Genomic DNA, 16,819 nt, shown 5'->3' with positions numbered 1-16,819 from the left:
CATGAAAAATCCCGCTTCATCCGCTCGGGTTTAGAAATTGAATTTGAATTCCGCCACGAACGTGCGCTCCCGCGGCAGTTCGGTGTAGAGGGTGAGCGGGTTGAGGTTGTAATCGCGATTGCCGATATTCAGCACGCCCACTTGCATCTCGGCAAGGCGGCGCGGGAGGCGGTATCCAGCGAAGGCATTGACCTGCACGAAGTCGTCGCCCGGAATGTCCGGCGTGTATCCCGAGTTCGATTGCGCGGACCAGACGGCTTCGACCTTGCTGAAAAATCCACAGCGATGATTGAAGAGCGCGTAGAGATTGACTTGCTGCAAAGTCGCTTTGGTTTGCGGATTCGCGATGGCGGTTCCCAGGAATTGGTTGTCGAGTTTCGCCAGATCAATGCGATAACTCGCGCCCACGGCAAATTCATCGCCAAGCAACTGATTCACGATCACTGAAAGTGAACGGTCGGCATAATCAAGGCGCTCGTTCAATTCAAATGGCATCGGATTGATCGGCCCGGTGCGGCGAATGGCGCCGTCGCCGGTTTCACCGGTGGATTTCAGCAACTCCGCGACGACGCTGAAGTAAGTGCGCGTGGCCGGTAATTCCTGGTCGAAGGCCAAGTCATAAGTTTCAAAGCGCGAACCGGGCACGAGCCCCGCGATGGATTCGGGGAGAATGCTGCGGAAGGCGTCGTTGAATCCGGCGATTTCCGTCGGCTCCAGGCGCACGCTGGTATCGTAAAACACGCCGCCGAGCGAACGCGTCCATGCGCCACGGAAAGTGGAGTGTTCGAGCGGCGTCCAGCGGAATCCGAGCTTGGGCGAGACTTGGTCTTTGCTCGTCTCCGTGCCCGCGATGGGGGGACGTTCGTCATTATCAGGATACTCAAGATGATCATAATTCAACGCGGCGGTGAGCAGCAGCGGGTCCACAACGCGATACGAATAATACCCGTAACCCGTCACACGTTTGAGTTGCGCGTCCAGCGATTGGTTGATGGACATTGCGGGAATTTGCAGCGTGTTCGTGAGCGCGGACATGTTTTGCAAATCACCGGTCTGATAGCGCGCGCCGAGCACGAGCGTTTGCGAATCGGTCTGGAATATTTGTTGAAGCTCCGCGGTGTAGGCGACGAGTTCGCTTTGGAAAGTGAACGGAAAAGGTTGCAGCGAGAAACCGGGGATCGGCACCGCGCCGGTGCTGATGAAAGGCGTGTTATTCGTCGGGCTGTTCAACGAAAAATCATCCTGCAAACGTCCGGCGAGTATCAGCGTGTGAACGCCCGGCGCCCACTCGCGATGATAACCGATGAACAAATTCGGTTCCTGCTCCTCGGACACCCGCAAGTTCGAGATCGCCTGGGATTGCGAATAATACTGGTTCAAATCACCCGAGTGCGTGTTCTGTGTGGAGACTTCGAGGAACACTGAATCCTGCGGCGTGATCTGTTGTTTGAATTTCGCGGTGAATTCATTGTCCTGAAGATCATTGTTTGCGCGAAAACCGTTTTCGGTTTGGTGAAAAACATCGAGCGAGAAACCGGTGTTGTCCACGTTGCCATAAACCGACGCTGTCTCCAGCCAGTCACCGCGGCTGGTGTATTGCGTGTCGTTATAGACGCCGACGTGGTCGCCATCAAAGAGGCGTGAGTATTCCTGTTGCGAAACATTTTGCGAGAGCGACACGCCGCCGACCGGCGCGAGCAAATCCGCGACGAGTAACTGGCTGAACCACGGCGTTTCGTAACGGAGATTGATGCGCTTGGGATCGCGGAGGGCGTCGTAACTGTTCGCGAGAAAAAGATGCGCGGAATAATTCGCGTAGTCGTTGTCCACGGCCTGCGCGGATTCGCGCACGCTCACGTCGAACATGCCGTCGTCCTGATAAATCTTCGCAAGGTTCGCGCCGCGCACCGCCTGGTCCTGGTCGAGCAGCAGCTTCGAGCGGAACACGCTGCGGTTATTGTTCAACTCCTTGGATTTTTCCAAATCGTGAATCGCCTGATTGTCCTGGTTGTAATCGAAATTCAGCAAGGCTGAATACAACCACGGTGTCGGGTCGGCGGGATCAAATTGTTTTGCGAGCGCCAATTCTTTTTCGGCGTGTTTGGGGTCGTGAGTTTCAATCCACGCTTTGCCGAGATAATTGCGCAGTTCCGCGCGGTTTGGCTCAAGCGTCGCGGCGACCTGAATGTCATTGCGTCCGGCTTCGACGTGACCTTCGTGAATCCGGCACAAGCCGCGGCCGAGCCACGCATTGGCGAGCGCGCCATCGGTGGAAATGGCATCGTCAAAACTCGCGGCGGCTTCGCGCGTGCGATTTTGCGAGGCGAGAATAAAACCCTTGAGCGTGAGCGCCTGGGCATTGCGCGGGGAAAGTTCGAGGCCGCGATCAAGCGCGGTTTTTGCGGCGTCCGCGTGGCCAAGGCTGAATTCCAATTCCGCGACGCGCACCCACGCAAAACCGAACTTCGGCGATTTCGCGACAGCGGAACGCGCGGCGGCAAGCGCCGGTTTCAACTGCGAACGCGACTGTTGATAATACGATTCCGCGAGCCATTCGCTGGCCGTTTGAGGTGCGCTGCTGCGGGAAAATTCCTGATGCTTCACTGCCGCGATGACTTCACGCAACGCGAGGCTGGAGGCCGAGGCTGGCACATCTTTCAACGCCGCTTCCGTCTCGTCCACTTGCCCGACCGACAATAACAACGCCGCGTGTTGCACGCGCAACGCATCGGAAGTCGGCGCACTCTTGGGATATTCTTTCAATGCGGCCAGCAGATCGCCGGAGCGATAAGCAGCGAGAGAATAACTCTGCGCGGATTTTTCGGCATCAGACAAACCGATCTCATCCGGGTCGAGCACGGCGGGATAATACAACGACCATTGGATAATATTGATGGCATTGATGACGGCGGTCTTGCGCGGCGCCTGGCCGGGATCCACCGTGCCCTGCTCGCCGCTATTCAAAACAAGCTGGCCGTGGGAATTGTTCAGCGCGACCTGGCCCTCGATGAGCGTAACGGTAGTCGGGCCGGAATTGGTTTCGGCGGAGAGATTGAATTCCGTGCCGCGAATCGCGCCGGAGATCAAAGGCGTTTGAAATTCCACGCTCGCGGGTTTTGAGCGATGGAAAAAGTAAGTGGAGCCGGTTTGCAGATCGAGGCGCGAACCATTGCCGGTATCCTGCGGGCGAATTTCGAGCACGGTTTTTTCATTCACGCGAATCACGCTGAGGTCGGAAAGGCGGACGGTGGCGCGGCTCTGAGAGGCGGTGCGGAGACTATCGCCGAAGCCGAGCGTGACATTCGTGCTGACTGCGGTCCATTGGGTTTCACCCGTGCGGGCGATCTCGACCGTGCCTTCGACCGTGAGAACCGTGCCGGCCAAAGCGGGTTCGCTCGGAGCGGCGGAAGCGCCAGTCAGGTGAAAAGCGGCGAAGGCGGCGATCAATGCGCCGGCGCAAACTTGCGAAATCTGTGCTGCCCGCGCGCGATTCCCAATACTGCGAATTGTTACACGTATCATAGTCAAGCAAAGCAAGCGTGAGCAAAACATCTGCCAAGCAAAGCCGCCCCGGTGAATTGCGGATATTCCGCACGCCATAAGGTTTGCGGAAATTCGCGGAACGCGCTCTGTAGGACAATCGGCAGCAAAGCAACTGACCTGAAGTGTCCCGAAGTGTGACAAGTGTCTTCTGCAAATGTCTTGGTTCAAGACAGTGGCTTTTGTTTTTGTCTCGTAATAGTACGGATGTGTCCTGTCGGCGTGTGTTGGTTCCGTAGTATTTTTTAAAAGAAATGATAAAACCAGCGGCTGGTCTGTTTTTTGCTGAAAGGGGTCGTGTCAGAAATGTACCTACGGATGAAATCAACGGAACAGAATACGCAAAGATTGGCCGGCACGCGGTTTGTAACCGGCGCCCTGCGCGGCCTGATGGCGCTGGCCATATTAATATTGGTGTCGGTGGCAGCCTCCGCCGCCCCGGTGCTGACTTCGGTAACGGCCAACGGCAATGCCATCGTGGCGCGCGGCAGTTTGAACGCGGCGGCGAATTCCGCCTTCCAGTTGGATTTCTACGAAAGCCCCACCGGCAATCCTGCCGACAACAAAACGTATATTGGTTCTTCCTCCGTTGAAACCGATGGATCGGGCAACGCCACTTTCTTCGTTTCTTTTCCGCCGACGGTTCCGCTGAATGATTACGTGCTCGCCACCGCGACCGATTCCGGCAACAACGTCTCCGATTTCTCGAACAGCCTGCAATTCGCGCCCACGAATTCCGTGAGTCTCGCGCTGACGATGGGCGCTTCGTCCAACACCGTGCGGGTCGGTGATCAAGTCGCCTTCACGGTTAAACTGGTGAACTCGTCCGCGAACGACGCCACGGGAATCGTGGTGAAGGATGTTTTTCCGGCGAGCTTCATTTATGCTTACTCGACGGCCACGCAATTTACTCCTCCCGCTCCCACGGGCAACACCATCACCTGGAACGTCGGCACACTGGGCGCGGGCGCATCTGCCACGTTGACGGTCTTTGCGTCGGGAAATGCGGTGGGCGGCGCGACGAACGTGGCGAGTTTCATCCAGGACCAGTATAATTTGAATTTCGGCGCGGCCACTAACCAATATAGCCTGAACGTCTCCGCTCCCTCGGCCATTCTGATCAATCTGCAACCGATCACGCAGTTGTTGAATCTCGGCGGCCTGCTGAATCTGGTGACGGGCATCCTCGGCTCGCCCAATGCGCATTATCAATGGCGGCTTAACGGCGAAAATATTCCGGGCGCGACGAATTCCACCTACAGCAAAGCGACTTTGAATCTGGGCGACGGCGGTCTCTACACCTGCGTGGTGTCCGATCTTACCGGCGCTCTGACTTCAGACGGGGCTATCATCAATATCGGCGGGTTGTTGCCGCTTCCGGCGAGCGATAGTTTTGCTTCGCGCGGTGACATGGGTTTGGTGGCGTTGCCGATCGTCGGCGGATTGCTGGGCGGCGTGGGCAGCAACGTGAGCGCGACGAGCGAGCCGGGCGAACCGGTTCATGCCGGTGTGCCGGGCGGCAAATCGGTTTGGCTCAAGTGGACGCCTTCGTTGTTGTTGACCAAGGGCACGGCCACGATTTCCACGGCGGGCAGCAGCTTTGATACGGTCATCGCCGTTTATACCGGCACGACGCTCAGTAACCTTACCCCGGTGGTGAGTGATGACGATGCGGGCGGTTACTACACAAGTTCGGTGACTTTCAATGTAACTCCCGGCACGTCTTACGCCATTGCGATTGACGGCGCTTATGGCGCTTCGGGACAAATTGTCATTTCGGCGAGTTACAATCCGCTCGCTGCGGCCATCCCGCAGATCTCCACGCAGCCCGCGAATCAAATCGTCACCACCGGCGGAACCGCGACGTTCGCCGTGACGGCGGGCTCGGGTTCAACCTATCAGTGGTATCAAAATGGCGCGGCGATTTCCGGCGCGACTTCGGCGAACTTGCTGGTGAAAAATGCTTCCGTGGCGAGCGTCGGCATTTACACCGTGAAAGTCACCAAGTCCAACCAGTCCATCACGTCCAAACCCGCGAGCCTTGAGATCAGTGTTTTGGATGGCGCGGTGAACACAAATGCGGTCGCAGCGGATAAATTTCAGACAGCTTATACAGCGGTGCAGAACGAGGCGCAGGGTTTGCCCTTCAGCAAAAACGGCACGATTGCTTCCTACGGTGTTTCCTCGTTCGGCCCGGCGAGCGCGCGTTCTGTCAGTGATGCCGGCGGCACATCGCGCGGTTATTCGAGCACGCAGGTCTTCAGCACTTACGGCGGCGCGACCCAGACCGGCGAACCCAATCATTGCGGCAACGCGGGCGGCAATTCGTCCTGGGCTTCCGTGCAGGCCGCCGACAACGGCGTGCTGGTCATTGATACCGACGGCAGCAGTTTCAATACGATTCTCGCGGTCTATACCGGCAATGGCGACGACTTCGCGAGCCTGATGCCGGTGGCTTGCGACATCGGTAGCGGCCAGGGCGGCACAAACAGCCGCGTGAGTTTCGCCGCGACGAGCAACACGGTTTATTACGTGGCGGTGGACAGTGTGAACGGCACGGCGGGAACGGTGGTGTTGAATGCGAACCTGACTGTGCCGCCGACGATCACGGCGCAGCCCGTCAGCCAGACGGTTTCGCCCGGCGCCACGCTCAGCCTCGCGGCGGCGGCGGCGGGTCACTTGACGCCCGGCTGCCAATGGTGGCACAACGGCGGCCTGCTGTCGGGCGCCACCAACGTCATGCTCACCATCACCAATTTCCAGTATGGTAAATGCGGCACGTATCAAATGGTCGCTACCAATGCGCTCGGCGCGGCCGTGACCACGCCGGTCTCCATTTTCCTGAATACGCCGATGCGATTGGATTCGTTTGTGTTCAATCCCACGAACGCGACGGCGCAACTCCGCCTCATCGGAACCGTAAATAAAAGTTACGTGCTCCAAACGTCGCCGGATTTGATCCATTGGTTTCCGCTGAGCACGAACCTGGCAACGACGGGAATTCTTTCGCTCAATGATTCGAACGCGACAAATTCGGCGGGATATTATCGGGCTGTGCCCGCGCAGTAATCGCGCAAGCTCGTTGAGAGATTTACAGTGCCGCCTTCTGGCTGCCTGCCGTGGCAAGTAAGGGCGTTGTTGGTTGCGCGCCTTCCATCCGGCTTGCGTCAGGCAGTCCGAAGGCGGCACTTGAATTCAGAAAATTTTTTAGCCACGGATGGAACACGGACCAAACACGGCTGGGAAATTTTTTTTGGGCCGGAATTTTTTTCGCATGGTGTTTATTCCGAATGGATCGCGGGTCTGCGACCCCAGCAATGTCCATCCGGTCAAGCCGCTTTCGACTCAGCCTTGAGCGGCAATCTAATCGTGAATTGCTGCGGGTCATAGACCCGCGGTCCGCAGGGATGTGAAGTTTCTCGCGTCAAGCATTCGCATCCGCTTATTTTTTCATTCGCATTCTCGTTCTTATTCCCTCATCCGTGGCTGAATAATCATTTCCTCCCGTCCGTCTATTGAAAACAGGCTGCCGTTAGTAAAATTTCCCCCGGTAATTTTGCTTTTGAAACGCCGGGCATTATGCCTTAAGCTCGGGCAGCCATTAAATTTATTATGAACTATTTTATTACGACCCGCGTGAAAACCTTCACTTTACGCATCGCTTTGCTCGCGGTGATTTGTTCCGCGCCCGCCATTGCTCGCGCTGACGACGCCAAGGAACAACTGATGCTCACACTGCCCGCGCCGACGCTCAAAGGCACGCCGGAAGATCTTCCCAAAAACTCGACCATCGAACCCATTCCCGACAAGCCGCCAGTGTTCATGATCCCCAAAGGCGCGAAAAATGTCGCCCTCGGCAAAACGGTGACGAGCAGCACCGCTCCGTATCCCGGCGAATCCCTGAGCCAGATCACCGACGGCAAGAAAGAGGCGATTGATGCCGACGCCGTCGAAATGAAAAAGGGTGTGCAATGGATCCAGGTGGATCTCGGCGCAGACTATAATATCTACGCCATCGCGTTGTGGCACGATCATCGTTATGTCCAGGTGATGCACGACGTGATTGTGCAGGTTTCGGATGATCCCGAATTCAAGACCGGCGTGACCACCCTTTTTAACAACGACAAGGATAACGTCGCGCAGCAGGGCGTCGGCACTGACCGCGAATATTTTGAGACGCACATGGGCAAGATCATTGACGGCAAAGGCACGAAGGGGCGCTACGTCCGCGGTTACACCAAGGGCAGCACCAACGGCGCGATGAATTGCTGGCAGGAACTGGAAGTGTACGGTTTGCCCGCGAAGTAATCAATTTGCGGCGGTCACACGATCTGAAATTTCTGCGCGATGGGGATGCGCCGGCCTACGCCGAACGCCTTGCTCGTCACCTTCAAACCGGGCGCGGCCTGGCGGCGTTTGTATTCGTTGAAATCTATCAGGCGGATGATGCGCTTGACGGTGGCTTCATCCGCGCCGCTGCTCACGATTTCCGAAAGCGATTTTCCCTGCACGACATAGGCATCGAGAATCGCGTCCAGCGCTTCGTAAGGCGGCAATGAATCCTGGTCGGTCTGGTTCGGGCGCAACTCCGCCGACGGCGCCTTGGTGATGGACGATTCAGGAATGATTTCGCGCTCGCGATTGATCCAGCGCGCCAGCCGATAGACCATCGTCTTCGGCACGTCGCTGATCACCGCCAGCCCGCCGCACATGTCACCGTAAAGCGTGCAATAACCGACTGCGAGTTCGCTTTTGTTGCCGGTCGTCAGCAGCAGCGAACCGAATTTATTCGAGAGCGCCATCAGGATCACGCCACGCAAACGCGCCTGGATATTTTCTTCGGTCGTATCTTCACGCAAGCCGGCAAAGGCGGGTTGCAACTGCTGTTTCGCGGCTTCAAACGCAGGCTGGATCGAAATTACTTCGTAAGGAATGCCTAATTTTTCCGCGAGGATGCGCGCATCGTCCAAGCTTCCCTGTGAAGAAAATTGCGAAGGCAGCGAAATGCCGCGCACATTTTCTTTGCCCAGCGCTTCGACCGCCAGGCACGCCACCAGCGCCGAATCAATTCCACCGCTCAAACCCAGCACCGCCGATTTGAAACCGCACTTGTGCAGGTAATCGCGCAAGCCGAGCACGAGCGCGTGATAAATATTTTCCTCGTCCGAGATTTCGGCGCGTTTCACCGCAACCGTGGCGTCCGTGTCCACCACGACAAAATCTTCGGTAAACATTTTTGCCTGTGCGATCAATTCTCCGGCCGCGTTGTAGGCCAGGCTGTCGCCATCGAAAATCAGTTCGTCATTTCCGCCGATCTGGTTGCAAAAAATCACCGGGCACTTCGCCTTGAGCGCCATGCGCCGCAGCATTTCGCGCCGCGTGCGTTCCTTGTGCACGCACCACGGCGAGGCCGAAATATTGAAAATCACCCGCGAGCCCGCTGACGCGAGTTCGACCGGAGGGTTATGCTGATAACGCCGGTCCGGCCAGAAATCTTCGTCGTTCCAGATATCCTCGCAAATCGTCAGCCCGATTTTTTGGCCGTTGAAAGTCACCGGCAAATTACCCGTCGCAGGCTCAAAATAACGATCTTCGTCGAAGACATCGTATGTCGGCAGCAACATTTTTGTGCGCGTGGCGACGATGCCTCCGTCCTGCAAGAGCGCGGTGCAGTTCGCGACTTCACGACCGGGACGGTTTTTATTTTCACCGACGAATCCGATGAGCATCGCGGTCTTGCCGGAAGCGGCGGCGAGGCGATTGAGGACGGTGAGGTTCCCGGCGATAAAACTTCGCTTGAGCAAAAGGTCGCGCGGCGGATAACCAGTGATCGTCAATTCGGGAAACATCACCAGGTCCACGCCCGCCGCGACGCCGCGCTGATACGCGGCGAGGATTTTCGCTTCGTTGCCCGCGAGGTCGCCCACCGTCGTGTTGATTTGTGCCAGTGCTACTTTCATGAGTTGCCGATGGGGTTTCGGGAAAGAAGCGCCACCGTATCGCGCTCAAGCTAAGCCATGCCCGCCCATTCCGACAACCCGAAATCTCGCAGGCCCGTCCGTTCGCATCTAATCCTGCCCGCGCCAATGGGGACTATTTATTCCCGGGGAGCGCACGCGCCCCCGCGTGCCGTGGCTGGCGCCCTCGCCGGCCACATCTTTGTTTGCCCATCGCGATAAAACCAAAACCGGACTGAAGGGCGGGGGCGCCCATCAGGACACGCGAGGGCGCGTGTGCTCCCCGGGAAAACGGCATTAGCCTCCTTATCTCTCAGTCGGTTTCCAATCAGTCGCCGTTCGAGAACAGCCTTCAGACATATGCACCCATCCTGTAGGATAAATTGACGCTGGAAATGCGGGCTCGTTTGGTTACCCTGATTTGCAAAATGGCACGCCCGACTTTCAAACTTCCGCTTGCGCTGTGGACATTTGTTTTATGCTTCACCTGGCTTTTGCCCATCGCCGCGTCCGCGCAAATCGAGGATCTCCAGCAGGCCACCGAAGAAAAAATCGCCTGCATCCACAATTTGAAAACCATTTACGAGGCGATTCAGAAATATCGCGCCGACCATAAGGAATTGCCAAACTGGTTGTCCGACCTCGTGCCGCAATATTTGGATGACGTCACAGTTTTGACCTGCCCGGTTTGCAAACGCACGGGACAAGCGGAGGCATCGGTGCTGGCTGATCCAAAAATTTCCACGTCGTACGAGTATGAATTTTGCCCGGTTCCGCTGGGCAAGGACGCGCCCAGCGATCCCACCAAAACGTGGCGCGATTGGAAGCGGCAGCAAATGGGGTTGGTCGGCTCGATCGTGCCGCTCGTTCGCTGCCGCCATCACGATACGATTCTTAATCTTGCTTACGACGGGCGCGTTTACGAAAGCCACGGGCCATGGGAATTACTCGTGACGAACCAGGTGGATCCTTCGGAGTTGGCTTCGAAGCAAATTTTTTCGACCTCGCCGTCACCCGTCAAACCACCGTCGAGCAAACCGTCTCCTCCCACCGAAGCAAGGTTGGTCAAGCGTCCGCCGCTGGTCATTCCGCCGCGCGAAGCGGATGCGAAGACCAACCTCGTTGACCTTACTACTAATTATAATGCGATGTTGACCGAGGCCTGGCTTGGCCGCGTGGACAATGATTTGGCGACAGTGCCCATCGGTGTGCATACTTTTGGCGGAGTGGATTACGACGCGCGCGGGATTATTCAACTCGCCGGCAAGGGCGAAAGCGCCAAGAATTTTCCAGTCGCCGTGAAGGGAATTGCCGTGAACCAAAAATGCGCGCGTTTGCATTTTCTTCAAGCTACGGCATTCGGAACGGGAGTGCCGGACGGCACGCAGATCGGCACTTACGTGGTGCATTTCGCGTCGAACGATATGCAGTTGGAGATACCGATCGTTTATGGCCGCGACGTGCGCGACTGGCATACGCTTCCGAACGAAAAAGACACGAAGGAATTGAATGTCGTGTGGACGGGCATGAACAAGGCCAGCGCCCTGGCGCATCGGTCGTTGCGGTTGTTCAGCACGACGTGGGACAACGCCGCACCGAATGTGGAAATCAAAACGATTGATTTTGTTTCGCCGCAGGCGGGGGCCGCGCCGTTCCTCGTGGCGATCACGGTGGACCCATTATAGCATGCGCCGAGCATTTTCCATTTTGACGGTTGCGTTGCTGGGCATGGCCAGCGCCTTCGCCGAACCCGTGCGCGTCACTACGTGGAACCTGCGTCCCAATATTTCCGGTGGCACGAATGAATGGTCGCCCAAAGTCCGCGCGGGTCAAATCGCCGAAGCCGCCGATGCGCTCAAGAAATTAAAACCGGACGTCATCGTCCTGCAACAAATGGCCGATTGGAAGGCGTGCGATGAATTGGCGCAAGCGTTACTGCCGGAGAAGTATCAAGTGGTGATTTGCTCGGCGTTTCGCGATCCGCGCACGAAAGCTCCGCGAAAACAGGTGGCGATTTTGTCGCACGCGAAAGCGTATATCTCGTGGACGGAACCGTGGCAAACCAACGGCGCGCCGGGCGGCTACGCTTTCGCGGCAATACGTGTTGGCGGAAAAAACACGGGAATTTTTTCGATTCAACTGAGTGGCGACAACGACGCCGATCTGCGCGGCGGCGCAGAAAAATCGGCGCGTGAGGAATCCGCGCGTGAATTGATCAAGCAGATCGCCGCGCTGCAAAACTGGACGACGAATCGCCTGGATGCGCTGGTGGTCGCGGGAGATTTCAACACAGCGATGGACGATGCGGATTCGTCGCGCGAAAAAACTTTGCCGATGCTCGCCGGTTTCGGTTTTGAAAACGCGCTGGCCGCTGTGCCGCGCGAACAACGCGTCACGCTGCCGGGAACGCGCGAGCGGGCGGATGCCACTGTGGATTATCTTTTCACGCGCAATGCGGGAAGGGTAAGCGCGCCGCTGTTTTCGCAAGTTGCGCTTTCCGAACACGCGGCGGTGACTTGCGATTTGGATTCTGGTTCGCCGGCGGCTCCAATCGTCACACAAGCACCGGTGGCTGCGCCGGTTTCCAAAGTGGTTCCGACCGCGTCGAGCTTCACCACGAATTCTTCCGCGATTGTGAAACCGGCATCAACGCCAGTGGTGATGGCGACTATTCCCGCGAACCGTCCACAATGGTTGTGGCCGGCGGTGGCGTTTATTGCGGGCGGCGGTTTGCTTTTCCTGCTGATGCGCTGGCGTGGACGCCGGTCGCGCCGATTGCTGGCCGCGCCGCAGCAACCGCCGTTCGTGCATATCGCCATTGATGGCGGCACGCAAACACAACTGCAAATTTCACCGCCCGCTTCGCGCGGCATGGCGCTGCCCGAAGACGTGCGCGCGGGAGTCTCCGCGCAGTTCGCGCATTGGCTCAAGCAAAAGTTCGTGCAGCGGTTGGTGTCGGACCGCGCGCAGTTGCTCGAGACGCAGCAAGCCGCCGCGTTGAAAGTGCTGGCCGTGGACGAGCGGCTGGCGAAAATCGAACGTCAAATTGCGGAGCGCAACCGGGAATATGAAGAGCGCATTGACGACCTGTTGAAGGAATTGACGAATGCGCGCGAGGAAAACCGGGAGTTGATCCGCGCGAAGATCGCGTTGATCAAAACGGAGATGGAGAAGGAACGCGCGAAGGCGGAGCGATTCGCCCGGGAACATTCGGAGCGGGACGCGAATTTTTAATATTTACCCGCGCACCGGGCAGGCGCATGATGCCGACAATTCGGAGAAACTGGAGATAAAGGATGAAAAGTTCAAAATTGTTTGCCACGATTTTTCTGGCGGCGGCCATGACACCGTTCGCGGCTTATTCCGCGCCGACTTTCAACGCGGACATCGCGCCGATCATTTATCAAAATTGTTCGTCGTGCCATCGCCCGGGCGAGGCCGCGCCATTTTCATTGTTGTCCTACCATGACGCGGTGCGCAAGGCGCGCATGATTGCCAAGCTCACCGGTTCGCGCACGATGCCGCCGTGGAAGGCGCAGGCGGCTTCTTACGAATATCGTGATGATCGCCGATTGACGGATGCGCAAATCGCGCTCATCCAGGAATGGGTCGCCGCGGGCACGCCGGAAGGTTCCGGCACGGCGCCCGAGCCGCCGAAATTCACGTCGGGCTGGCAACTGGGCGAACCGGATTTGATTGTGGAGATGCCCAAAGGTTTTCACATTCCCGCGGACGGCCCGGATATTTATCGTAACATTCCCGTGCCGCTGGGCTTGACGGAAGACAAGTGGGTTACGGCGATTGCCATGCGGCCCTCGGCGCGCGCGGTGGTGCATCATGTTCTTTATTTTGCCGACCCCAACGGGCACGCGCATGAGCGTCCGCAGCAAGGAGACGAACCGGGATTCAGCGGCATGCGCAGCGGCGCGAGCGTTTCGTTGGGCGGCTGGGCGGTCGGGGCGCAACCTCATCAGTTGCCGTACGGCTTGGCGCTTCGTTTGCCCAAAGGTTCTGATCTCGTGGTGCAATATCATTTTCATCCGGACGGCAAACCGGAGGTGGAGAAATCGCAGGTCGGTTTTTATTTTGCGAAGCAGCCGCCGACGCGGACACTCGCATCCATCCAAATGCCGCCGCATTATTCGCTGTTTTCCGGGCTCGATATTCCGCCGGGCGAAAAGGATTTTGTGATTCGCGATACTTACACGCTGCCGGTGGCGATTGACGGTGTGGGCATCGGCGCGCACGCGCATTATCTCGCCACGGTGATGAAAATGACGGCGACGCTGCCCGGTGGCGACGTGAAGACGCTGTTGAATATCACGGACTGGGATTTCGCGTGGCAGGACCGTTATTATTTCAAGGACCTGGTTGCGCTGCCGCAAGGGACGAAGCTGGACGTGGAAATCCATTGGGATAACTCGGCGGAAAATCCGCACAACCCGTCCATCCCGCCGGTGCGGGTGACGTGGGGCGAAGAATCGAAGGATGAAATGGGAACGATCACGTTGATCGCGGTGCCGCATGACGAGGCGGACTCAGCCAAGCTGCATCAAGACGTAAATCAACGCGCGCGAATGATGGCGCATGAAAAAATGCAGTCCGATCCGCAGCTTGCGAAAAAAGTGATGAAGATGCTGGCGGAATGATTTTTTCCGCCGATTTTATATTTGATGGCGCGCGCGGGTGAGTTGCCAGACGAGCTGGCAGCCGTGGATGAGGCCGAGGATGAGCAGGCCGAGGCCGGAGCCGCGTTCCATGCGCAGGAGGGTTTGTTCGCTGAATTTTTTGTGGCCCCGCGAAACCGCGTGGCTGATGCAGCAGAACCAGAGGTTGGTTCCGAGCGCCACGCCGGCGATGCAGGCGGTTTTGGTGTCCAACTGGGGCGGAACCCAATCTCGCGAGACAAAATTCGCGCTGAGGATGATCCAGAAAATCAGCACGCCGGGATTTCCCAGCACGCGCAGGAAACCGGTCATGTAGGCGGAGTGAGGGTGAAATCTTTTTTCCAGCCGTTGCTCCACCGCGCCGGCGTGCGGGACGGATTGAGCGAGGAGAAATTTGGTGCCGAGGACGATCAGGAAAGCGAAGCTGAAAACTTCCATCACGGCTTTCACAAATCCGTGCATGAAGAAACTGGCGAAGCCGGTGAAGGCGATCGAACAGTAGATGATCTCCATCGTCGAAGCACCCAGGCCGACCAGCACGCCAAAACGGAATCCACGGCGGGCGCCTTCGTTGATGATGGTCAGGTTGACAGGGCCGATGGGAATGGAAAGCAGCAGCCCGCTCAAAAAGCCGGTGATGAAGGCGATGGCGATGGAGGGATAGTCCTGCATTGATTAAACGTCGAACGAAACTATCAGAGTGTCAGATCTCCAATATAGAAGTTGGGTTGCTCATACGGAAAACGCAGGTGATTCATACGGCTGTCGAGTCGTCCGGAGATTCTTCCTCTTCCTCGATTTCGGCGCGGATCTTTTGGGAAATGTGCGGGCGCACAAAACCATAGATCAAATACGCCGTGAAAAAGATGGGCAGGACGATGACGAGGATTTTGTCCTGGAGAATCACGATCGCGCCGATGAGGAGAATGCCGATGAGGGTTTTGGTAAAAGTTCGGGTGGCCTTGAAATCGAGGCCTTTGAAGGACGGGTATTTCACCTCGCTCACCATCATCCACGAGAGAAAAAGCATCAGCACGGGAAGAAAATATTGCCAGCGGCCATTGGCGAAATCCTTGTCGTAGATTTTCATCATGAGCAGGGTCAGGGATGCCACGAGGCCAGCCGCCGAGGGAATCGGGAAGCCGAGGAAGTCTTTGCTGCCGCTATTGCCGGCCATCACGGCGAGGCAATTAAAGCGAGCCAGCCGGAACGCGCCACAGATCAAATAAATGGACGCGATGAACCAGCCGATTTCCTCGTGGTCACGAAAAACATATCGCAATACGATGCGATGGATGAGAAACGCGGGGGCCGCGCCGAAGGAAATCAGGTCGGCGAGGGAATCAAACTCGCGGCCAAAGGGGCTTTCGCGCCCGCCCATGCGCGCGACGCGGCCATCGAACAAATCAAAGATGCAGGCGAGCAGGATGAGGCCGAGGGCGTTGTAGATTTGCTGAAATTTTCCGAGAGCGATGTCGTTTTGGTCCACGTTCACGATTTTCGTGAGCGCGAGGTAGCCGCAAAAAAGATTGGCGGCGGTGAGCAGGTTGGGCAGGAAATAAATCTTGAGCTTGGGTGGCGGGGGCTCGGGGTTGAGTTGGGCGGTCGCCATAAAGATTGGGTTATTCGAAGGTGGCCAGGATGGTTTCGCCGCCGACGGCGCGGTCGCCCAGCTTGACTTTGATCTTCGCGTTGAGCGGCAGGTAAAGGTCGGTGCGCGAGCCGAATTGAATCAGGCTGATGCGTTCGCCGCGCGCGACGGTATCGCCTTCGACGGCGAAGGGAATGATGCGCCGCGCGATGAGGCCGGCGAGGAGGCGCACGCCAATTTTTACACCGGGACGTTCGGTGGAATGAAAACCCAGCAGGGCATTTTCGTTATGCGTGGCCGACTCGGCCTTGAGGGCGTTGAGGAATTGGCCGGTGGTGTAGCGATAGAAACCGAGCCGCCCGGCAACGGGGGCGTTTTGCACATGAACATCGAAGACCGAAAGAAAAATGGAAATGCGCTGGCACGGTCCGCCGATGAACAAAGGCTCGTTGATTTGGTCAATGATATCAATCTTGCCGTGGGCGGGCGCGACGATGAGGCCGGGGCCTTCGGGCACGCGCGGGTTGGGATCGCGAAAGAAGTAGAGCGTGAAAAGGACGAACAGAAGCCATAAAACGATCAAGGCCACAGCCAGGGCGGCGATAATGGAACTGACAAACTTGGCGATGAGGCCGATCACAAAAATGGCGATGAGCGCAACCAGAGTCCAGAGTATCAATTTAAGGGCCGCACTGCTCGCTCTACCCGAATGTTTCATGCGGGTAACTTAGGCGCAGTTGCGAAAAGTGGAAAGCCAAAGTTCGCCGGTGGGTTGGATATGGGACGCCTCCACGCACGGCCTCCAACTGGCAAGCGCGGTCCCGCAGGGACAAAAGTAATATTTCTGAAATCATTCGTGGCTTGCGCCGTGTTCATTTTCGTCAAATTCTTTCGTCCCTGCGGGACTCGAATTAGAAGCGAACTAAAACCCAGCCATAAATGGCTGGGCTAAGGTCGGGCGTCCCTGCGGGACTTGGGACGGCTGCGCGGCAGCGCACTCGTGTCCAGCTATAATTGAAAGGGTGGTCATAATCTTCATATTTTATGCGGGCAAGCTGAAGGTG

10 protein-coding genes are annotated in these 16,819 nt (G+C 57.3%); 5 read left to right on the top strand and 5 right to left on the bottom strand.

What is annotated here, in order from left to right; genetic code table 11:
- Positions 1-30: 30 nt before the first annotated feature.
- Entirely contained in the window at positions 31-3,522 is a 3,492-nt protein-coding gene (locus tag VH413_18320; GenBank protein ID HEX3800655.1) for a TonB-dependent receptor, read from the bottom strand.
- Positions 3,523-3,858: 336 nt separating this feature from the next.
- Between VH413_18320 and VH413_18315 the strand changes: the two genes are divergently transcribed.
- Both VH413_18315 and VH413_18310 read left to right on the top strand, forming a co-directional pair.
- Positions 3,859-6,609 carry an immunoglobulin domain-containing protein gene (locus VH413_18315; protein ID HEX3800654.1) on the top strand — a complete coding sequence of 917 codons (2,751 nt, stop codon included), beginning with the start codon at positions 3,859-3,861 and terminating at the stop codon, positions 6,607-6,609.
- A 543-nt stretch (positions 6,610-7,152) separates the two neighbouring features.
- On the top strand, positions 7,153-7,848 hold the full coding sequence (locus tag VH413_18310) for a discoidin domain-containing protein (GenBank protein HEX3800653.1): 696 nt from the start codon (positions 7,153-7,155) through the stop codon (positions 7,846-7,848).
- Positions 7,849-7,862: 14 nt separating this feature from the next.
- Here the strand turns inward: VH413_18310 and VH413_18305 are convergent, their stop codons facing one another.
- The gene (locus VH413_18305; protein ID HEX3800652.1) at positions 7,863-9,500 is read right to left on the bottom strand and encodes an NAD+ synthase; all 1,638 of its coding nucleotides are present in this window, start codon (positions 9,498-9,500) and stop codon (positions 7,863-7,865) included.
- Between the two features lie 425 nt (positions 9,501-9,925).
- On the opposite strand from VH413_18305, the gene VH413_18300 reads away from it, so the two are divergent.
- From VH413_18300 to VH413_18290, 3 genes are all read left to right on the top strand, one after another.
- A complete protein-coding gene (locus VH413_18300) occupies positions 9,926-11,182 on the top strand; it encodes a hypothetical protein (protein ID HEX3800651.1) in 1,257 nt (418 codons plus the stop codon).
- A gap of 1 nt (position 11,183) precedes the next feature.
- On the top strand, positions 11,184-12,731 hold the full coding sequence (locus VH413_18295; protein HEX3800650.1) for an endonuclease/exonuclease/phosphatase family protein: 1,548 nt from the start codon (positions 11,184-11,186) through the stop codon (positions 12,729-12,731).
- A 62-nt stretch (positions 12,732-12,793) separates the two neighbouring features.
- Complete coding sequence (locus VH413_18290) at positions 12,794-14,146, top strand: cytochrome c (protein ID HEX3800649.1); 1,353 nt, start codon at positions 12,794-12,796, stop codon at positions 14,144-14,146.
- A gap of 15 nt (positions 14,147-14,161) precedes the next feature.
- Here the strand turns inward: VH413_18290 and VH413_18285 are convergent, their stop codons facing one another.
- From VH413_18285 to VH413_18275, 3 genes are all read right to left on the bottom strand, one after another.
- The gene (locus VH413_18285) at positions 14,162-14,836 is read right to left on the bottom strand and encodes a LysE family transporter (protein HEX3800648.1); all 675 of its coding nucleotides are present in this window, start codon (positions 14,834-14,836) and stop codon (positions 14,162-14,164) included.
- A gap of 82 nt (positions 14,837-14,918) precedes the next feature.
- The gene (pssA, locus tag VH413_18280; GenBank protein ID HEX3800647.1) at positions 14,919-15,776 is read right to left on the bottom strand and encodes a CDP-diacylglycerol--serine O-phosphatidyltransferase; all 858 of its coding nucleotides are present in this window, start codon (positions 15,774-15,776) and stop codon (positions 14,919-14,921) included.
- 10 nt (positions 15,777-15,786) lie between these two features.
- Positions 15,787-16,473, bottom strand: coding sequence for a phosphatidylserine decarboxylase (locus VH413_18275; GenBank protein ID HEX3800646.1), 687 nt, complete (start codon positions 16,471-16,473; stop codon positions 15,787-15,789).
- Between the last annotated feature and the right edge of the window lie 346 nt (positions 16,474-16,819).

The organism is Verrucomicrobiia bacterium (assembly GCA_036268055.1).
Lineage (GTDB): Bacteria > Verrucomicrobiota > Verrucomicrobiia > Limisphaerales > Pedosphaeraceae > DATAUW01.
The sequence above is the reverse complement of the archived record's forward strand: the minus strand, read 5'-3'. Positions and strand labels throughout refer to the sequence as shown.